Below are 21,409 nucleotides of genomic sequence, written 5' to 3' on the forward strand. Positions count from 1 at the left end.
CATTATTTGCCTGTACTCTACTTTATTTTAATATCTCCTGATGAATTACTGTTAATGTTGATATTTGCTTTTCCTTTTTTGTTTTTAATTATTAACTCATTATTACTGTTTTTAATATTATAGGAGCTTAGACTTTTGATAAAGCCCTTATTAACATGTATATCTCCAATCTTTGTGTTTGCAGTCAGATTGATATCAGGATCTTTCGGAAGTGTTAGAGAAATATCTCCCATGTCGCTTTTAATGTTATAGATTCCTTCAGATATTTTTAAAAGTTTTATATCTATATCACCGGTATTTCCTGAAATATCAAAAGAATCCGCACTGAAGTCTCCTGAAATATCGCCTAAATCACTTTGCAGTACAACAGAAGTATAATTTCCTTTCACAGACATAGTACCTACATTATTTACAGTATTCAAATTTTGGTAGTTTCCATCTATTTCAATGCTTCCGACATCATTTTTTACTTTCAGATTTCCTTTAAAACTTACAGGACAATATACTTTCATATAGACATTTTGAGAGTTATTCTGTTTAGACAAAGTTTCTATCTTTAATTCGGTTAAAGAATTTTCCTCAACACTGAATTTTGAATTTTTATAAGCATAATATTCAATATAAAAATTTTCTTTGTTATGCTTTTTAATATGTAAATTTGCAACATCGGTATTTATTGATAAATTTTTGATTTCATTTGAGTTTATCTCTTTAGTAAAAGTTTTTCTGCTACGTGTATCGGATGTAAAAATATTTTTCTTAAAAATAAATATCGGAGTTAAAATTACCGCTGAAAATAATGTGATTACTATCAATACAAGTATTAAAATATTCAATCTCTTTTTGAACATGGTTTCTCCTTTTAAGCTTATATCATTGCATGCTAGATAAGAAAATCCTTGCTTTTTCTGTACTATAATCGATATGAGCCATTATATATTTACTCCAAGAGACGCCTCATAAAATTGATTTTATTTAAATTTAACAGAATAAATAACGTTTTTAGCCTGTCCCAAATCATCAACTTGAGCTATTCCTATTCCTGTAACTCTCGCTTTAAAAGGCTTGAAAGTATATTTTGAAACAAAAGCATCTATTTTAGCCGGATCTTCAGGAGTAAGCAAAGTTATATGAGGATCAAAACTTGTGAAAACATTGGGAGAACCGTATAAATTAAATGATTTTACTTTTTCCGGTATGGATTTTGCCCAGTCGGGAACGTGTGCATCTTTTGCACGATATTTGTTAAGACTTACAGTTATTTCATCTGCCAAGCCCTGTATAGTGTCATTGTTTTCAGCATCAAGCATAAACCAGTTTCCGCCTGTTTTTCTAAGTCTGTAAAAATTTACGTCAAAAGGTCTTGTTTCTTTTCCTATTTTATTTACAATTTCTTTTATTTTTTTCAAAGCTTCAGGTTTGTATTCAGTCAGATAAAGGGTCATATGAATGACATAACCTTTGGAATAAAGACTGTCTATCCCTTCGTTTTTAAGTCCTGCAGAAATACTTTCCACATTTTGTTTTGCAGCATTGTCCAATGTCACAAAAACGTTGTAATTTACATTGGCAAAGATATTTAAACCTAATGTCATGAAAATTAACAATAAAAATTTTTTCATAAAAACCTCCTAAAATTGATTATTTTTTTGATTATTAATATTATACCTCAAAAAATGAAAAATAAAAGAATAAATTTGATAGAAATTTATTCAAATATAGAGTATAATAAAACATAAAAATAAAAAGTGAAGGAGAGAATTATGAAAAAAATATTGTTAATATTGACAATAGTAATATTTGTTCTGTCTTGCGGGGGAAGTAAGACGGGAAAAGGAAGTACACTTGTTTTAAATTCAGGATCTTCGCCTGATTCTATAGATCCTCAGTTGACAACAGGAATTTCAGGTGGAACGGTAGACGACCTTATAATGCAGGGGTTACTGAGAAAAGACAAAGACGGAAAATCCGTAGAAGGATTAGCTGAAAAATGGGATGTCAGTCCTGACGGTTTGAAATGGACTTTTCATTTGAGAAAAGGTTTAAAATGGTCAAACGGAGATCCGATTACTGCTAATGATTTCAGAGCAGGATGGATAAGAGCGTTGGACCCTAAAACAGCTGCAGGAAATGCAAACATGCTGTTTATGATAAAAAATGCCGAAGAATTTAACGGAGGAAAAGCAACTGCCGATCAGGTGGGTATAAAAGTTATTGATAATGAAACATTGGAAGTGGAATTGAGCAAGCCTACTCCTTATTTTGATGATTTGCTTACATTTAAAGCGTACATGCCTTTAAATGAGAAATTTTACAAGGAAACAGGGGAAAAATACTTTACTGAAGCTGATAAAACAATATCTTCAGGGCCTTATATCTTGAAATCGTGGAAATCTGGAAAAGATGCCGTATTGGAAAAAAATCCTGATTATTGGGATGCGGCTAATGTAAAAGTTGATAAAATAGTATTGAAATTTACCGAAGATACGAACGCTTCATTCAGTGCATTCAAAAACAAAGAGTTGGATGTTACAAAGATAACTTATCAACAAGTAAAAGAAATGAACAATGATCCGAGACTGGTAAGTGCCAATGACGGAGGAGTGTGGTATTTACTGTTCAATACTAAAGTAAAACCTTTAAATAATGCGAAAATAAGAAAAGCAATCGTTATGGCAATAAACAGAAAAGAACTTGTAGAAAATATTTTGGAAAATTCCGAAAGATATACGGAAAAATTTGTTCCGGCAGGAATAGGAATAAAAGGACTTGAAAAAGACTTTTCCGAAGAAGTGCCTACAGTTGCTCCTGCGTTCAATGTCGAAGAAGCTAAAAAACTGTTAGCTGAAGGACTTAAAGAAGAAGGACTTTCAAAATTTCCTGATACGGAAATAATATTCGGAGACAGTGGAAACGTAAAATTAATTGCCGAATATATACAGGAAAGTTTAAGAAAAAATCTCGGAGTAGAGTTTAAACTAAGCGGAATGACAGGAAAAGAAAGAGTTGCAAGATCTAAAAAAAGAGATTACGCTATAACAATACATAACTGGACAGGAGATTTTTTGGATCCTATAACTTATCTTGATTTGTTTGACAGTAAAAATCCGAACAATCGTGGAGATTTTACCAATGCAAAATATGATGCACTTGTGAACATAGCTAAAAGCACTGCAGATCCTAAAGTAAGAATACCTGCTATGATAGAAATGGAAAAAATAATTTCCGAAGAAGTACCTGTGGGAATATTATTCCAAAGAAAGAAAACATACCTTGTGGATCCTAAAGTAAAAGGATTGGGATTTGTTGCTATAGGCGGAGAATTTAACTTTAACAATTTGGTAATAGAAAAATAAAAAATAATTTTAAGCAGAGATTCGGGAGGCAAAAATGAAAGAGAAAAACAAAGAAATATTGGAAGCATTTAATTACAGATATGCCTGTAAAAAATTCAATAAAGATAAAAAAGTAAGCGATGAGGATTTTGCAACTATTATAGAATCGGCAAGACTGTCGCCGAGTTCTTTCGGACTGGAGCCTTGGAAATTTTTATTGTTGAAAAACGAAAAAATGAAAGAAGATTTTAAAGAATTTGCATGGGGGGGCATAAACAGCCTGAACGGAGCAAGTCATATAGTGATAGTGTTGGCAAAAAAAGGAGTTACTGCAGACAGTAAACATATGGCACATATGCTGAGAGATGTAAAAAAAGTTTCCGGAGAAGTCGAAAATATTATAAAAGAGGAATTTCATGACTTTCAGAAAAATCAATTTAAACTTCTTGAAAATGAAAGAGTATTATTTGACTGGGCTTCAAAACAGACTTATATAGCTCTCGGCAATATGATGACTACTGCTGCCTTTTTGGGAATAGACAGTTGTGCTATCGAAGGATTTGAAAAAGATAAGGCTGAGAAATATTTAAGTGAAAAAGGACTTTTAAATACTGATGAATACGGAATGTCCTATATGGTAAGTTTCGGATATCGTGATGAAGAGCAGCCTGTAAAAATAAGACAGCAACTTTCAGAAGTGTTTGAAGTTATTGAATAAAAAACAGAGAATGATAAAATCAGCAAGGAACTGTAAACCGAATAAAAGGTTGCAGTTCCTTATTTTTAATTGAAAAAAAACGATTAATACTGTATAATATAAAAGACAAAAACTGTAATAAATTAAGGAGAAAAAAGCAAATGAGAGAGTACGACGTTATTGTAATAGGAGCAGGACACGCAGGAATAGAGGCTTCACTTGCTTCGGCGAGATTGGGTATGAAAACGGCTGTTTTTACAATAACTCTTGATAATATAGGCGTAATGTCGTGCAATCCTTCAGTAGGAGGACCGGCAAAAAGCCATTTGGTAAAAGAAGTAGACGCACTCGGCGGTGAAATGGGACGTAATATGGATAAAAGTTTTGTCCAGATGAGAATATTAAATACAAAAAAAGGACCGGCAGTAAGATCTTTAAGAGCTCAGTCCGACAGGAAAATATATGCAAAAGAAATGAAAAAAACTCTTGAAAATCAGGAGAACCTGGATATAATACAGGACATAGTAACGGAATTTACAGTCGAAAACGGAGAAATAAAAGGAATAAAGACGAAAACAGGACTTGAATTTAAAGCGAAAGCTGTAATTACTGCGACAGGAACATTTTTAAGAGGACTTATGTATATAGGGGAAAAAAGAATAAAAGGCGGAAGAATGGGAGAGTTTTCTTCTGAAGAGTTGACAGATTCTTTGAAAAGTCTGGGATTTAAAATGGACAGATTTAAAACGGGAACACCTCCGAGAATAGATATAAGAACGCTTGACGTGTCAAAACTTGAAGAGCAGCCCGGAGAAAAGGGAGTTCCTTTGAAATTTTCCATGAGGACGCCTGATGAAGAGGTGCTTGAAAAACCTCAATTATCATGTTATCTGACGAGAACAAATTTAAAAGCACATAAAATAATACTTGATAATCTTGATAAAGCCCCTATGTATAACGGGAGTATAAGCAGTACCGGACCTAGATATTGCCCGTCCATAGAAGACAAAGTGGTGAAGTTCCATGAAAAGGACAGTCATCATCTGTTTTTGGAGCCTGAGGGCTTTGATACAGCGGAAGTGTATATAAGCGGACTGTCTACGAGCTATCCTGCCGAATATCAGCAAAAAATAGTAAATACAATAGAAGGGCTTGAAAATGCTCATATAATGCGATACGGGTATGCTGTAGAATATGATATTGTAGATCCGGGAGAGCTTGATTATACCCTTGAAACAAAAAAAGTAAAAGGTCTGTATCTTGCAGGGCAGATAAACGGAACGAGCGGTTATGAAGAAGCTGCCGCTCAGGGAATAATAGCGGGAATAAATGCTGCCTTGAAAATAAAAGAAGAAGCCCCCTTTATTCTTGACAGAGAAAGCTCTTATATAGGTACGATGATTGATGACCTTATAAATAAAGAGCTGATAGAACCTTACAGAATGTTTACGGCAAGGTCTGAATTCAGACTTATTTTAAGAGAGGACAATGCCGATATAAGATTGTCGGAAAAAGCCTATAAAATAGGACTTTTAGATAAAAAATATTATGATAAAATAGAAGAAAAAAAGAAAAATGTTTCGGAAACTATAGAAAAGCTTGAAAATATAAAGCTCGGAACGAGTAATGGAAGATTGGTTGAAATACTTGATAAATATTACGAATCGCTGAAAAGCGGTACGACATTGAAAGAAATATTAAGACGTCCGAAAGTAACTTATCAGGATATAAAATATATTGCCGAAATTATAGAAAATGTGTCGAATCTTTCTTTTGACGAAGAAACCGAATATCAGATAGAAGTTCAGGTAAAATACGAGGGCTATATAGCAAAAGCAAAACAGATAATGGACAGACAGAAAAAGCTCGATGATAAAAAAATACCGAAGAATTTTGATTACGGTGTTATGAAAGGGATTACACGTGAAGCAAAACAGAGATTGGAAGAAAAGAGACCTTATAACGTCGGTCAGGCTTCAAGAATATCGGGAGTAACGCCTGCAGATATTTCGGTACTGCTTATGTATCTTGAGGGAGTTTTGAAATAGGATTCCACACGAAAGTTTATTGACGTTTTTTATGTAAAAATGTCGGAATTTTGAATTTGCAGTACAGAATAACTTGTAAAATTGAAAAAAGAAATATGAATTTATGGAGAAATGATATGAAATATAATGATTTAATACCCGAGATGGTAGTATCCGATATTGAGAAATCTAAAGAATTCTATATAAATCATTTAGGATTTAAAATAGAGTATGAAAGAGAAGAGGATAAATTTGTTTTTTTATCATTGAATGAAATTCAGTTAATGTTGGAACAAGGTACAGATGAGGAATTGAGCATGATGAAATATCCATTCGGAAACGGAGTGAATTTTTCATTCGGTGTGGAAAATGTCGAAAAAATATATAAAAAACTGAAAGAAAAAAATTATCCTATTAAGAGAGATATTGAAAAAAGATATTTCAGAGTAAACGATCAGATATTAACCCCTACAGAATTTTCAATATTGGATCCGGACGGATATTATATCAGAATTACCGACTAGATTACAGTCATGTAGATGAGAATGCTCTGTAAAACTTAATAAATGGAGAAAAATACAAATGAAAGAAATAAAAGATCATTTCGAAAATTTGCTTGCAGAAACTGAAATTGAAGCAGAAGAGGATAAAATCGAAAAAATGCTTCGATTTTTAGAGTTTTTATATGAAAAAAATAAAGTTATGAATTTGACAGCAATCAGAGATAAAAAAGAAATTATGGAAAAACATTTTATTGACAGCCTGCTATTGACAAAAATAATAAAAGAAGATGAAAAAAAATTTATAGATGTAGGAACCGGAGCGGGATTTCCGGGACTTGTTCTTTCCATATATTATCCTGAAAAAGAATTTTTACTTGTGGACTCTGTCAGAAAAAAAGTTGAATTTATAAATGAAGTTATAGAAAAGCTATATTTAAAAAATGTAAAAACCAGCTCTGAAAGAGCCGAAGAACTTATAAAAAATAAAAGAGAAAGTTTTGATACGGCTCTTTGCAGAGGGGTCGCCAATTTGAGAATTATTCTTGAATATATGATACCTTTTCTGAAAATAAACGGGAGGTTTTTACCTCAAAAACAAAACTTAAACGAAATTGAAGAAGCTGGAAATGCTCTAAAAGTATTAAACGCACAGTTGGAAAATGTATATAAATTCAATCTTCCGGAGAGCAATGACGATAGAATAATACTCGAAATTAAAAAAATGAAAAAGACAGATGGGAAGTATCCTAGAAAGACAGGGGTGCCTGCTAAAAAGCCTTTGTGACCTACTTTTTTCAAAAAAAGTAGCAAAAAATATTCGACTAAAATTTTAACGTCGAGAAAAGGCAAAGATATATTATTGCAACATTCATATTTTACAATGTGAAAAATGCGTTAGTGAGCGTAAAATGAAAACAACTATTTTGTTTTCATAGCGAACGTGCATTTTTGAATATGTAAAATATGAGTTGCTAAATTTTTTCGCTTCCTTTTTTTTAAAAAAGGAAGACAGAATAGGAGTAAAATGAAACTACTGAAATTACCCATAAACAAAATAATAACAAATCCCAATCAGCCGAGAAAATACTTCGATGATGAAAAAATGGAAGAGTTAAAAGAATCTATAAAAAATAACGGTTTGATACAGCCTATTGTCGTAAGAAAACTTGAGTCGGGAAAATATGAAATAATCGCAGGTGAGCGTCGTTTTCGTGCATGCAGAGAACTCGGTCTGGAAAGTATAGAAGTTTTGGAGATTAATGCAGGAAATTCCAAAAGCTATGAATTTTCCGTTCTTGAAAATATTCAAAGAGAAAATCTTAATCCTGTAGAAGAAGCCGAATCGTATATTATGCTTATGGAAGTATATGGCTACACTCAGGAAAAACTGGCTGAAAAACTTGGAAAAACAAGATCATCCATTTCAAACAAGACAAGAATTTTAAAACTTCCCGAAAAAGTAAAAGAAATGGTAAAAAAAGGAGAACTTTCCTACGGACACGCCAGAACACTTTTAGGAATAAACGATACCAAAGAAATAACCGATCTGGCGAAAAAAATAATCGATAAAAAATATTCTGTAAGGGAAGTTGAAAAAATTGTAAAAAAATATTCGGAAAAAATTGAGAAAAAGTCTGAAAAAAAAGAAAAAAATAATGAAAATGTTGTAAAATTAAATGACAAAGAAGTTACTGAAAATTATGATAAATATGATGAAAATAATGATGAAAAAGTGTTTATCGAAGAAAAATTAAGAGAATTTTTTGAAACAAAAGTTTCTATAAAGGGAGATCTGCAGAAACAAGGAAAAATAGAAATAGATTTTTTTGATTATGAGGATCTTTCGAGAATAATAAGCCTTTTAAATATAGAATTTGAATAAAAAACAGAAATGGAGGGATAGCGGATGAATAATTATTTGAAAAGAACTTTGACAGTATTTGTACCGCTTTTAATGTCTCTGTTTTTAATAAAAGGCTATATTTCTACGAATAATTTTAAAGATAATCTGGGAAAAATTTTGAAAAGTACCGGATTAAATGTAGAATTTGATAAAGTGAGACTCAAAGGACTCAGTAAAATAGAAATTGACAATCTTGTAGTAAAAGATCAGTCGGGAAATGCCGTGATTAAAGCAAAAAAAGCCACTGCAACTGTAAATCTTCTTCTTCCGTCGAGGTTGGCGAGAGTAGATGCTTATGACGGAGAAGTTTTTTTGGAAAGATATAAAAATAATAAATTTAATATGTTTAATATTTTACCTCCGTCGGATCCCAATAAAAAGACTGTAGACAGAGCGAGCAGAATAGGCAAAATTTATGTGCATAATGCTGTTTTACACTATAGTGATACGAGTTTTGAGCAGAAAATAAGTAAAGATTTAACCGAAGTTTCGGGATTTCTGGACGTTTCCAAGTCGAGAGGGTTTTCTTTGGAGGCGGCAGGAAAAGGAGATGGACAGGAAAAAATATCGATAAAATTGGGGCAGCTTGTAAATAATTTTGAATCTTTAAAATCATTGTTCGATACGAAAAAAAATACAGATAAAAGCAAAAAAGAATTTAATTTGGGCTTTGTATTTGAAAATGTGAATATAAATGAGCAGTTGGGACAATATGTCCCGTTGGATATGATAAAAGCAAAAAAAGGACTGCTCAACGGAACTCTTAACCTGAGTGACGGAAATCCTGAAAAAAAAATAAGAGCCACAGGAAGGCTCACAGTAAAAAACGGGACACTTTCTTATGATGATTATGAGGGATATATTGAAAATGCAGACGCTGTAATTGATATGAAAGGAAATGTTATAACTGTAGATGCCGTGAAAATGTTTAATAATGATCCTTTGACTTTTAAACTGAATGCCGATATTGACGAAGGAAAATTAAACATAAAACTGAATGCCGTAAATACTCCTTTTGAAGAAATTTCAAGATACAAACTTCTGAAAGATGTAAAAGCTACAGGAAATGTAACGGGAAATCTGAATGCCGATGTAAATACAAAAACAAAAGAAACAACATTGGACGGTAAATTTTTATCTCCCGGTATAAAACTGGGAGGATATAATTTCAGAGATATTAAAACCGGAATTACAATGAATAAAGATCAGATTTTAACAGTTGAAAATACAAGTTTTAATTTTGACGAAACTATAGGCGGCTTTAAAATAAAAGATTATGTAAGCAGCAAAAAATTCGTGTATAATGTAAAAGAAAAAAACGGCAACGGAGATTATACTATCTCAAACAGAGGTTCCGATTATGAAATTGCCGAAATAAACGGGACGGCAAAAATAGATAAAAACAATACAATAACAGGAAATTTCAATTCTAACAAAATAGACGGAAATTTTGTAATAGAGCCTTCCAAAAAACTGATGACTGTAAATGCCGACGGAAAAGATTATGTTGCGGTAAAATATGGAGGACAGACATACGAAGTAAATCCCGATGTAAAAAATCTTGTGCTTAATTTCGGAGAAAAAAATATACTGGAATCGGGAATGATAAATGCAAAACTTAAAGGCGGACAAAATAAATATTTTGACAGCATAAATGCAAAAATAGATATAAATAAAGGAGCATACAACGTAAATGCCGATATAAATACAGGCGGACAGACGATACATGCCAAAGGTACAACTACAAAGGAAATGTATCATTCATATACGATTACATCTGCAGGAAAATCGACTTTTGATGCAGCAAAATTATTAAGACAATACGGATATGATCTGAAAGGTCTTGATACAGCCAAACTGCCTATAGTGTTGAATGCACATATAAGCGGAAAAACCGACAGCTTGGGTGGGACATATAATATATACAGCCCTTTCGGTCGTTATATTGTAGAGTATGAAAAATTGCACGCTAAGGGAAAAATAAGAAATTTGCTAAGTCTAAACTTAGACGTAAATGCTACAATGGAAGAACTGTGGTTAGGATACCAGAGATTTAAAAATGTTACAGGAGAGCTGGATATAAGAAATAATATTTTAAATATTGTCGATGTTCATAACGGAAAATTAAATGCAAAAGGACAATATAATTTAAAAACAGGAAAAATGAATATAAATTCCGATTTAAATGATTATGTTCTTTACAATACTTCCAAACCTGAAGTCAATGTCTATGTAGACAGTATGACAATGAATCTTGACGGAAAACTTGACAATCTTTCGGGAAATATAACTTTAAATCCTGCAAAAACAACTATAAATTCTCAATATATAGGCAATACAAAAGGTATTATAGATATAAAAAACAGTGTTCTCAGTTTCAGAGATTTCGGATTGAGAGAAAACAGTGTTCAGGGGACATACGATTTGAAAACGGGACTTGCTGATATATCTCTTAATTTAAATGAACCTGATGTACCTAAACTCTTTGAATTTAAAGATCTGACATTCGGAACTTTTTCGGTTTTAAATTTAAAAGGGGATTTGAACAAATTTGATTTGACCGGAAAGATAATTTTTGATAATATAAGTTATAAGGGATTCAAATTACCTCAAGTTGCAACTCAAATGGAATATTCTGACGGAAATGTAGACAAACTCTTTAAATACGGTACATTTGATATAGAAGAGTTTATACTTCTCGGAGATAACGGCGAAGAACTGTTTAAAACAAATACTAAGTTTGATTTGGAAAATATAGATATAGATTATAAACTGGAAAATCAGAAATTTACTTTGGATTCGGTTCAGGATTTGAAAGAAAAAGGATATAGCGGAGATATTGATTTAAACTTTATTTTTAAAGGAAGACCTGAAGATTTCTTTACCGATGTGAAAATAGATTCTGAAAAGCTGGTACTTGGAGGCTTTCCTGTAAATAATCTTGATATAGATATTCAGGCTAATAATAAAGGACTTAATATCGGACAGTTTTATCTTGAATATGAAAACAACCCTTTACTTGTAAACGGTTATCTGGATTTTATGCCGATAAAATATAATATGTCCGTTTTGGCAAAAGACTTTAATCTGGCATTTTTAGGAGTGGGTAAAGATATAGAAAAAGCAAGCGGAATTGCCAATATAGATATTCTGTTTTCAAACGAACAGACTACAGGAAAAATACTGCTGGATAATTTTTACTATAAAACAAAAGATAAACTTACAAATGTCGAGAATATAAATGCTGACATAAATGTTATGAACAGAAAACTTAATATTAACCGTCTTGACGGAGGATATAACGGAGGAACTTTTAAAGTCGAAGGAGATCTTGATGTTCCTGGTGTTCCGGCCGACTTTATGAGAACTAAAAGGCTCGAGTTGGGGAAATTCGAGTTAAATGCCGACTTGAATAGAGTAGGAGTGAGATACGGAAAAGATATAGATCTTGTTTTAAGTGGAGATGTTAAATTTACCGAAAATAATTTATTCGGTAATCTGACTGTAAATTCGGGCGAAATAAGAGCAATACCGAGTTTCGGAGGCGATAAAAGCGAAAACCTTTCTGCCGAAGCTCAGGAAAAGAAATTAAAAGAAAAAACAATAGTGGAAGGTATAGTAGAAGAAGTAATAGATAAAATTGTAAAACAATATACTGTAGATATAAATTTGCAGTCAACGGGAGATTTGAAATTAAATATTCCGAGTATAAGTGTGGCAAATATAAGTTTACTTAAAAATATAAAAGGAGATGTAGTCGGAGGAAGTAGAATTTTCTATGATGCCGGAGATGTAAATCTTTTAGGAAGTTATACATTGAAAAAAGGATCGTTTGTACTCAATAATAATAAATTTAATTTGAAAAATGTGGAAATAAGATTTACAGATCCGTTGGCTAAAATGTCGGAATTGAATCCTTTTATAGTTTTTGAAGCAAGTTCAAATATAAAGGGTGAAAGAATAGAAATTTCCATGAACAGCTACTTAAAAGAGGCGAATTTGACTTTTAAATCCGAATCGGGTCTTACAAAGGAACAAATTTTATCATTGCTCGCTTTTAACGAAACAGGAAAAACAGGCGATAATCCTAACGGCTCGACACAAACCGAAACAGCATTAATAGGCTCTGCATTAAATCTTGCATTAAATCAGTTGATTTTTTCTCCGGTAACTGATAAAATTGGGGAGACGTTGGGACTTACAAATGTATCTGTAAAAACCGATTTCAAAAAGTCGGAAGGTACAGGAAAATATAGCGGAGCGACTACTTTATATATACAGGACAATATATACAAAGATAAATTATTCTGGAATCTTGAAGTGAAGTTTCCTTTCCAGGCAAAAGAAAAAGAAACTAATAATTCCAATCCTTTGGGATATAATGCGTGGGTAAATTATAATGTTGCTGAAGGACTTGAATTAAGACTCGGAGGAGAAACGGTTACTAAGAGAAATAAAGATTACATAAATAACGGTGCAAGTATAAAAAACATAAAAAATGAAATGAATTACTATGTCGGTGTTGATTTTTCAGCAAGAGCCGATACATTCAGAGATTTGATAAGAAAAATATTCCGTAAAAAGAAATTAGATATTTTAACTAAATAATTCAGGGAGGAAATAATGAAAAGAAAAATTTACGCTTTAATAGTAACAGCTGCACTATTTTTGTCGGTAAACGGGTTAGTAATGGCTGAAGGTAAAGATTTGAGAGTGGGGACTATACAATTTTCACATTTGAATCAGTTGCCCGAAGACTTTCTTATGGAGAAATTACCTGTAAAATCGGGAGAAACATATTCGAATAAAAGTTTGAGTGACATATATCTGGCTTTGAAAAGACTGAGCTATATCTCAAATGTAAATGTATATCCTAAAGTTGAAGGAGATACTGTAAATCTTGTAATAGAAGTAGATGAAGCGGGGAACGCTCTTGAGCTTGCTCAAAGAGAAGAATCTGCTCAGGATTTGAGTGTGAAAACGGAATTTAAAGTATCAAGTGTTGATATATCGGGTATAAAAACTCTTAATAAAGAAGATTTTTTGAAGGATATACCGGTTAAAGTGGGAGAATACTTTACTCCTCAGGATGCTATAAATGGAGCTGCAAAAATTTTCCAATCGGGATATTTTTCAAGTGTAGATCCTAAAGTTGACAGAAAAACAGACAATACTATTTCCATATTATATGTAGTGGAAGAAAATCCGGCAGTACAAAATGTTACAATAAAAGGAAATACATTATTTACTCAGGATGAGTTGGTTAAAGCTTTAGGATTAAAGCAGGGAGAAGTGTTAAACGGAAATCTTCTTGATCCGGACAGAAACGGAATTATAAGACATTACAGTCAGGCAGGATACTCTCTTGCGAGAATAGAAACAATAGCAGTAAGTCCTTCGGGGGATATTAACATAGAATTGACAGAAGGAATAGTGGATTCGGTTTCATTTAAAAAAGTATCTTCCAAAAAAGATAATGAAAGAACGAGTGAATCTTCAGCTAATTTGAGAACAAAGCCTTATGTGTTTGAAAGATCTCAGGCTGTAAAACCGGGTGAAGTTTTTGAAACTAAAAATGTAGAAGCTACTATAAGAGAACTTTACAGAACAGGTGTATTTACATCAATAGAACCTGTATTAAGCGGAAAAGAAAATGATCCTAATGCGAGAGTAGTAGAATTTCTTGTAGAAGAAAGACCTACAACTACTATAAACGGAAGTATATCTTACGGTACATCTGTAGGACTTGTAGGAGGAATTAAACTTTCAGACTCGAACTTCCTTGGAAAAGGACAGGAAGCCGCTTTCAATATAGAAGCATCAAATAAAGGAGATAAAACTGTTGAATTAAGTTTATTTGATCCTTGGATAAGAGGTACGGAACGTGTTCAGGGCGGAGGCTCCATATACTGGAAAGAAAGTGTTGACGACGATGCTGCATCAAATGAAGTTGAAAAAGTTAGAAAAATCGGTACAAGATGGACTATAGGAAAAGGATTGAATGATAAAATATTTGTAAGAGGTTCGTTAAGATTTGATCATTATAAAGAGATTTTAGGGTCTAAAGAAATTAACGATAAATATAATCTTGTAGCAGTTTCTCCGACACTTGTATATGATTCGAGAGACAATGCTTTCGCACCGACTAAAGGTATTTATTCTACATTGTCTTATGAATTCGGAGATTTGATAAGAGATTCAAGAAAATACAGTCAGTTTGAAGCTGATTTGAGAGGCTACCACAGAACATTCTTCAAAGATAAAAACGTAATGGCATATAGAGTAGTTTGGGGATCCACAGGAAGCGGAACTCCCGAAGCATTGAGATTCAGTATAGGAGGAGCCGAAACATTAAGAGGATATGATTACGGTAAATATGACGGATTTAATAAATTTCATGCAACAATAGAAAACAGAACACAAGTTAATAAATATATTCAATTAGTGGCATTTTTCGATATAGGTAATGCATGGCAGAATGTTACTACTGTAAACGGTAAAAAAGTATACTCTCCTAACAGAAAAGATGCAAACGGATTTAAGGATCTTAAAAAAGGTGTAGGAATCGGAGTAAGATTAAACACACCTATCGGACCATTAAGATTTGATTACGGTTGGCCTCTTGATCCTGAAGAAAAAGGCGGAAAGAAAACAGGAGGAAAATTCTACTTCAGTTTCGGTCAGACATTCTAGTATAAATTTCACAGTCTGAACAGTTGAAAGTAAAATATACCGTTTTTAAGGAGTTGTTTCGATATGTATAATATTAAAGATGTAGCAAAATTAATAAATGGTGATATAAAAGGGAATGATAGTCTGAGTTTTATCGGGCTATCCCCTTTTTTTCAAGCAAAAGAAAATGAAATTACTTTTGCAGCCGATGAGAAAATGTTGAAAAAAATAGAAGAGTGTAAAGCAGGAGCGGTTATTGTTCCTTTTGTTGAAGGATTGCCCGAAAATAAAACTTATATAGTTGTAAAAAATAATCCGAGAGAATTGATGCCTATTCTTCTTAGTTATTTTAAACCCGAGATAAAACCCTTTGAAAAATCAAGAGAAGATTCTGCACAAATTAGTGAAGGTGCAAATATATCTCCGATAAATACTTACATCGGTCATAATGTGAAAATAGGTAAAAATACTGTAGTCTATCCTAATGTTTCCATATTTGAAGGAGCTGAAATAGGAGATAACTGTATTATTTACTCCAATGTTACAATAAGAGAGTTTACGAAAATAGGAAACGGATCTATAATACAGCCAGGGGCAGTTATAGGATCGGACGGATTCGGATTTATAAAAGTAAACGGAAATAATGTGAAAATCGAGCAGATAGGAAAAGTTATAATAGAAGAAGAAGTCGAAATAGGTGCAAATACCTGTGTAGACAGAGGTACTATAGGGGATACGGTTATAAAAAAAGGAACTAAAATAGATAATCTTGTCCACATAGCTCACAATGATATAATCGGAGAAAATTGCTTTATTGTAGCACAGACGGGTATTTCTGGAAGCGTAGAAGTAGGTAATAATACTACTCTTGCAGGACAGGTCGGAGTAGCAGGGCATCTGAAAATAGGAAATAATGTTGTAATTGCTGCAAGATCGGGAGTTACAAATAATGTTCCCGACGGAAAACAAATGTCGGGATATCCTTTGAGAGATCATATGGAAGATTTGAGAATAAAAATGGCAATGGGAAAAGTTCCCGAATTGGTTAAAAAGTTCAGAAAATTTGAAAAAGAAATGGGAAAAGACTGATTTAGTAAAAGTAATGTTGAAATTTTTATGTATATATAAAATGTTTGGAAAAGACATTACAGTTATAAATTAATTATGCTTGACTTGTTATTTTAAATAATGTAAAATTAAATAATAAAATATAAAAGATAGGAGCCGGGAAATGAAGAAATTGTTATTGGGCGTTTTGATGTTTATTTTGGTGATCAGTTGCGGTGAAAAACCTGAAACTGTAGTATCAAAATTTATAGACAATATAAAAGAAAAAAAGTTTGATGAAGCTTCAAAATATTCCGTAAATAAAGATTTTAGAAAAGATTTGAAATTGGAATATAATAATAAAATGCAGCAGCTTTTTTTTGAAACTCTATTTGAAAATATCAAATATGAAATAGTAGGTAAAGAAAAACAGGGAGATATGACAATAGTTACAGTTTCGGTTGAGAATGTAGATGTTCAGAAAGTATTTTTAATGATATATCAGGCATTATTAAAAGATACATTTTCTGAAAACAGTGCACCGAATATAGAAGATGAATTTAAAAAAATACTTGAGTCAAAAGATGTACCGAAACAGAAAAATACTACAAAATTTGTAGTTGTAAAAACAAAAGAAGGAAACAAAGTAAATGTAACAGCTGAAAATATAGATGTATTGTTCGGGAAAATAAATACAACGTTCTCCAATTTGAATACTTTGGGAGCGGATACTGATGATGAAAATGATACACAGGTTCGTCAGGAAGGACCGAGTGCAGGGAAAGATCAGAAATTGACCGAGCCGAAGTTGGATAATAATAAGTAATGCAATAAATGAGGATTGTTGTTATCCTCATACTCCCGCCGTTTATGCAGTTTTTTGACTGTGTTGATCACGAGAATGCGGGAGTTTTTTGATAAAAAATAAGAAAAGGATGGAAAATGAAAGAGAAATCAAAATTAATAAGGGGCACAAGTAAATGTGCAAGATTTTTTGTTTGCGATACCACACAAATTGTGCAGGAAAGTAAAGATATACATAATCTAGATCCTGTTGCGACAACATTATTCGGAAAACTTCTCACAATAACTGCAATTATGGGGAAAGATTTAAAAGGAGAAAACGATCTGATTACTTTAAGAGTGTCGGGAGACGGTCCTTATGGCAGTATGCTTGCCACGGGAAATAAAAAAGGCGAAGTAAAAGGATATACAGGAACATTGGAAGAAGAAAAACTGAATAAAATAATAAATGAAAAAGGTAAATTTATAACTGATGAGACCGGACAAGTGAGATTTTTAGGGAACGGAACTTTGCAGGTAATAAAAGATATGGGATTAAAAGAGCCTTTTGTAGGATTGACACAGCTCGACGGAGAAGATATTGCCGATACGATGGCTCATTATTTTCTGATTTCCGAGCAGATAAAATCGGTAGTTACTTTAGGAGTAAAACTTACTGCCAACGGTAATGTGAAAAAAGCCGGAGGGTATGTCGTTCAGCTGCTTCCGGGAGTGGAAGAAAGGTTTATAGATAAACTGGAAGATAAATTAAGACAAATAAGAAGTATTACTGAACTTCTTTCGGGAGGATTTTCTCCTGAAAGAATTGTCGAACTTCTATATGAAGATATATCGGCTGTTGAAGATGAAGCGGAAATGTCCGGAGCTCATGTTAAAAAATATGTTGAAGATTATGAAATCCTCGAAGAATCAACATTGGAATATAAATGCAACTGTACAAAAGAAAAATTTTATAAAGGAATAATTACTTTAGGAAAAAAAGAAATAAATCAGATACTTGAAGAAGAAGGAAAAATTCAGGTAGAATGTCATTTCTGCGGTAAAAAATATACATTTGAAAAAGATGATTTTAAAAATATGTAAAATAAATTACGAAAGGGATGTTCAGAATGTCTAAATTATTAAAAGTAGGAGTTATAAGCGGAGGAGTGTCGACCGAAAGAGATGTTTCTCTGAATACAGGAAGGGAAATTGTTAAAAATTTAAATAGAGAGAAATATGAAGTCTTTGACATTGTAATAAATTCTGAAAATGAAGTTTTTGAAAAGTTGAAAGATTTAAATTTGGATTTTGTATATATAGCATTACATGGAGCTTTTGGAGAGGACGGAAGGATACAGGCGATTCTTGAAAGTCTCGGAATAGCTTACGGAGGTCCGGGAGTGATGTCGAGTTCTGTCTGTATGGATAAAGAACTCACGAAAAAAATAGTAGCTACATACGGTGTGAGAGTAGCAAAAGGATTGAGTGTAAGAAGAGGGGAAACTGCGGATTTTAAAACGATAAGCGAAAAATTGGGAAAAAGAATAATCGTAAAGCCTAATTCAGGAGGATCGAGTATAGGAGTAAGCTTCGTAGAAAGCGAAGAACAGTTACAGGAAGCTCTAAAGCTTGTATTTACAATGGATAAGGAAGCTCTTGTAGAAGAAGTTTTGAGCGGTACTGAAATCAGTGTTCCCGTTATCGACGGAAAAGTATATCCGACACTTAAAATAGAAGCTGTAGCGGGAGAATACTTTGACTATAAGTCTAAATATTCTGACGGAGGAGCAAGAGAATTTGTATTTGAATTTGAAAAAGAAATACAGCAGGAAATTGATAAATTTGCCTATGACAGCTATTATGCAATGAAATGTGAAGGATTTTCCAGAGTGGATTTTATGGTAGTAGGAGATAAGCCTTATTTTATGGAAGTGAATACATTGCCGGGAATGACTGCTGCGAGCCTGCTTCCCAAAAGTACAGCTTCAAAAGGATACAGTTACAGTGAAACATTGGATTTATTGATAGAGGCTTCAATGAAAGTGGATAGGAAATAAGATATAAGAAAATATCCCCGCATTTTCGGAGTCGACGAAGTCGCGTAGAACGCGGGTAGCGGGAGTATGAGGGCGACAATGAACCCTCATGAAAAGAGGAAAGGATGATAAATATGGAAAGAATAGCAAGTTTTCAAGTGGATCATATAAGACTTAATAGAGGACTTTATGTATCGAGAATAGATGAAGTAAACGGAAATTATTTAACAAGTTTTGATATAAGAATGAAACTTCCTAATAGAGAGCCTGTAATCAACATAGCCGAATTACATACAATGGAACATTTGGGAGCGACATTTTTGAGAAATCATCCTGTTTGGAAAAATGAAATTGTATATTTCGGTCCTATGGGATGCAGAACAGGATTCTACCTTATTTTAAAAGGGAAACTTGAATCAAAAGATATAATTGATTTGATGAAAGAATTGTATAAATTTATGGCGGAATTTGAAGGGGCAATTCCCGGTGCAACGGCAATAGAGTGCGGAAATTACTTGGATCAGAATTTACCTATGGCAAAGTTTGAAGCTAAAAAATATTTGGAAGAAACATTGAATAATTTGAAGGAAGAGAATTTGAATTATCCTGAATAGAATCAAGCTTTTTTTGAAAAAAGCTTGGCAAAAAACTGAACAACTCAATTTTTTCTAAAATCAAAAGCAATGAATTTAATTATAAAAACAAAATGAGATGTTTTTATTACATTAAATTCATCGCTTTTTCAAAGAAAAAATTGAATGTTGTCAGATAGAAAAAATGAAAGAAGGAGAAAAATACGATATTGTATTAGAAAAATAAAAAATTTGGATAAAGTTATTTATATTTCTAATTCGATAGATGTTGAATTAGATAAAAATTTGTTGAATAAATTTAGGGAAAACAGGATTGAAGTTGAATAATTTGAGGAAAAGAGATGATTTTATTGAAAAAGATGATAATTTTGTTTTTAGCAGTTTTTTCGTTATCATTTTCATTTGAACTGAAAAAGGAGAATTTTGAAGTTACGAAAAATAAAAATATTAAAATAACTCAAGAAGAAATAAAAAATATAAGTTTTGATGTTATTGAAAAAATAAATCAGAACTTAATTGAAAGAAATGAAACAAAAAATAAAATGATAAAATACAGTGAAACAAGGAATTTGACAACTAATAAAGAAAATTTTAAAGTTAGTTATCCTGATATTTTGCTGAATGAAAAAATTGCTGAAAAAACAATAATTGAAATAAAAAAAATTAATTTTAATTCAAAAAACAAATTGGAAGTTACATATGAGGAAAGAGTTCCTAATATGTTTGATATCATGTTTTCAGAAGAGTTGAATAAATTATTGGAAGATAAGATAAAGGAAAAATTCGGTTATAAATTAGATGAAGAAAAAATCGAAAAATTATCTATTGAAGAAAAAAATAAATTGAATATAATAATTTTATCTGTAACCAGAGAAGAAATGCTTAAAAGATTGGAAACTGATAAATTTAAATATATAGTTAGTAAAACTAAAGCAATTTTTAAAAAAGGAAACGGGAAATGGGAACTTAAAGATGAAGAAACCTTGGATATTGAAAACTTTGATATTCCATTTCTTAAAATGAAAGAAGGAAATAATGAAAATAATTGATACGCATACTCATATATACGATGAGCGTTTTGAAGAGGATTTTGATACTGTCATGAAGAATATAGAAGAACAGATGGAAGGCATTGTCAGTATCGGATTTGATCCGGAAAGCTCTAAAAAGAGCATAGAACTTGCCAATAAATATTCTTTTGTTCATGCGGTAATAGGAGTGCATCCTGTAGATATAAAAAAATACAATGATGAAGTAGAAAAAGAATTGGAAAAACTGGCTTTTACAGAAAAAAAAGTTGTAGCAATAGGGGAAATAGGGCTTGATTATCATTGGATGGAGGATCCTGAAGAAGTCCAGAAAGAAGGTTTCAGAAAGCAGATAGAACTTGCTGAAAGAGTGAAGCTTCCTATTGTAATTCATACGAGAGAAGCACTTCAGGATACCCTTGATATTTTGAGGGAATATAAGAATGTCGGAGGAATTTTGCATTGCTATCCCGGATCTTATGAAGCTGCAAATCCTTTTCTAGACAGATATTACATAGGAGTAGGAGGGACTGTAACTTTTAAAAATAACAAAAAAACAAAAGAGCTTGTGAAAGAGCTTTCCCTTGATAAAATCGTACTTGAAACTGACTGCCCTTATTTAACACCTGTTCCTTTCAGAGGAAAGAGAAACGAGCCTGTTTATACAAAATATGTAGCTGAAGAAATAGCAAGGATAAAAGAAATATCAGTTGAAGAAGTAATAAATATTACTACGGAAAACGCAAAAAAAATATACGGTATATAATTAACAGAAAGTAATT

17 protein-coding genes are annotated in these 21,409 nt (G+C 32.3%); 15 read left to right on the forward strand and 2 right to left on the reverse strand.

Annotated features, from left to right (window positions below):
- Positions 1 to 17: 17 nt before the first annotated feature.
- Both FVE72_RS00540 and FVE72_RS00545 read right to left on the reverse strand, forming a co-directional pair.
- Positions 18 to 851, reverse strand: a complete 834-nt coding sequence (locus FVE72_RS00540) for a DUF4097 family beta strand repeat-containing protein (RefSeq protein WP_026736839.1) — start codon at positions 849 to 851, stop codon at positions 18 to 20.
- 120 nt (positions 852 to 971) lie between these two features.
- Entirely contained in the window at positions 972 to 1,622 is a 651-nt protein-coding gene (locus FVE72_RS00545) for a 2'-5' RNA ligase family protein (RefSeq protein WP_006807947.1), read from the reverse strand.
- A gap of 141 nt (positions 1,623 to 1,763) precedes the next feature.
- Here FVE72_RS00545 and FVE72_RS00550 point away from each other — a divergent pair, with 141 nt between their 5' ends.
- The 15 genes from FVE72_RS00550 to FVE72_RS00620 all read left to right on the forward strand — a co-directional run bounded on the left by FVE72_RS00550 (position 1,764) and on the right by FVE72_RS00620 (position 21,393).
- Positions 1,764 to 3,356 carry a peptide ABC transporter substrate-binding protein gene (locus FVE72_RS00550; protein WP_026736840.1) on the forward strand — a complete coding sequence of 531 codons (1,593 nt, stop codon included), beginning with the start codon at positions 1,764 to 1,766 and terminating at the stop codon, positions 3,354 to 3,356.
- Positions 3,357 to 3,390: 34 nt separating this feature from the next.
- Positions 3,391 to 4,053, forward strand: coding sequence for an NAD(P)H-dependent oxidoreductase (locus FVE72_RS00555; protein ID WP_026736841.1), 663 nt, complete (start codon positions 3,391 to 3,393; stop codon positions 4,051 to 4,053).
- 140 nt (positions 4,054 to 4,193) lie between these two features.
- Complete coding sequence (mnmG, locus tag FVE72_RS00560) at positions 4,194 to 6,080, forward strand: tRNA uridine-5-carboxymethylaminomethyl(34) synthesis enzyme MnmG (protein ID WP_146966297.1); 1,887 nt, start codon at positions 4,194 to 4,196, stop codon at positions 6,078 to 6,080.
- A 116-nt stretch (positions 6,081 to 6,196) separates the two neighbouring features.
- Complete coding sequence (locus tag FVE72_RS00565) at positions 6,197 to 6,583, forward strand: bleomycin resistance protein (RefSeq protein ID WP_039920262.1); 387 nt, start codon at positions 6,197 to 6,199, stop codon at positions 6,581 to 6,583.
- A gap of 67 nt (positions 6,584 to 6,650) precedes the next feature.
- Positions 6,651 to 7,346, forward strand: coding sequence for a 16S rRNA (guanine(527)-N(7))-methyltransferase RsmG (gene rsmG / locus FVE72_RS00570; RefSeq protein WP_172966394.1), 696 nt, complete (start codon positions 6,651 to 6,653; stop codon positions 7,344 to 7,346).
- 240 nt (positions 7,347 to 7,586) lie between these two features.
- Positions 7,587 to 8,444: a ParB/RepB/Spo0J family partition protein gene (locus FVE72_RS00575; protein ID WP_036055957.1), complete on the forward strand. Its 858-nt coding sequence runs from the start codon at positions 7,587 to 7,589 to the stop codon at positions 8,442 to 8,444.
- A 24-nt stretch (positions 8,445 to 8,468) separates the two neighbouring features.
- Positions 8,469 to 13,073, forward strand: coding sequence for a translocation/assembly module TamB domain-containing protein (locus FVE72_RS00580; RefSeq protein WP_146966301.1), 4,605 nt, complete (start codon positions 8,469 to 8,471; stop codon positions 13,071 to 13,073).
- A 15-nt stretch (positions 13,074 to 13,088) separates the two neighbouring features.
- Positions 13,089 to 15,158, forward strand: coding sequence for a BamA/OMP85 family outer membrane protein (locus tag FVE72_RS00585; RefSeq protein ID WP_026736842.1), 2,070 nt, complete (start codon positions 13,089 to 13,091; stop codon positions 15,156 to 15,158).
- 63 nt (positions 15,159 to 15,221) lie between these two features.
- Positions 15,222 to 16,226 carry a UDP-3-O-(3-hydroxymyristoyl)glucosamine N-acyltransferase gene (gene lpxD / locus FVE72_RS00590; protein ID WP_026736843.1) on the forward strand — a complete coding sequence of 335 codons (1,005 nt, stop codon included), beginning with the start codon at positions 15,222 to 15,224 and terminating at the stop codon, positions 16,224 to 16,226.
- 142 nt (positions 16,227 to 16,368) lie between these two features.
- Positions 16,369 to 17,010, forward strand: a complete 642-nt coding sequence (locus FVE72_RS00595) for a DUF4878 domain-containing protein (protein WP_026736844.1) — start codon at positions 16,369 to 16,371, stop codon at positions 17,008 to 17,010.
- Positions 17,011 to 17,126: 116 nt separating this feature from the next.
- Complete coding sequence (locus FVE72_RS00600) at positions 17,127 to 18,071, forward strand: Hsp33 family molecular chaperone HslO (protein WP_026736845.1); 945 nt, start codon at positions 17,127 to 17,129, stop codon at positions 18,069 to 18,071.
- A 26-nt stretch (positions 18,072 to 18,097) separates the two neighbouring features.
- Positions 18,098 to 19,027 carry a D-alanine--D-alanine ligase gene (locus tag FVE72_RS00605; RefSeq protein ID WP_026736846.1) on the forward strand — a complete coding sequence of 310 codons (930 nt, stop codon included), beginning with the start codon at positions 18,098 to 18,100 and terminating at the stop codon, positions 19,025 to 19,027.
- A gap of 113 nt (positions 19,028 to 19,140) precedes the next feature.
- Complete coding sequence (locus tag FVE72_RS00610) at positions 19,141 to 19,620, forward strand: S-ribosylhomocysteine lyase (RefSeq protein ID WP_026736847.1); 480 nt, start codon at positions 19,141 to 19,143, stop codon at positions 19,618 to 19,620.
- A gap of 338 nt (positions 19,621 to 19,958) precedes the next feature.
- Positions 19,959 to 20,648 carry a hypothetical protein gene (locus tag FVE72_RS00615; protein WP_232049512.1) on the forward strand — a complete coding sequence of 230 codons (690 nt, stop codon included), beginning with the start codon at positions 19,959 to 19,961 and terminating at the stop codon, positions 20,646 to 20,648.
- Positions 20,635 to 21,393, forward strand: coding sequence for a TatD family hydrolase (locus FVE72_RS00620; protein ID WP_026736849.1), 759 nt, complete (start codon positions 20,635 to 20,637; stop codon positions 21,391 to 21,393). The genes FVE72_RS00615 and FVE72_RS00620 overlap by 14 nt, the downstream gene beginning before the upstream one ends.
- Positions 21,394 to 21,409 lie beyond the last annotated feature (16 nt).

Origin of the sequence: Pseudoleptotrichia goodfellowii (genome assembly GCF_007990505.1) — a bacterium.
Classification (GTDB): domain Bacteria; phylum Fusobacteriota; class Fusobacteriia; order Fusobacteriales; family Leptotrichiaceae; genus Pseudoleptotrichia; species Pseudoleptotrichia goodfellowii.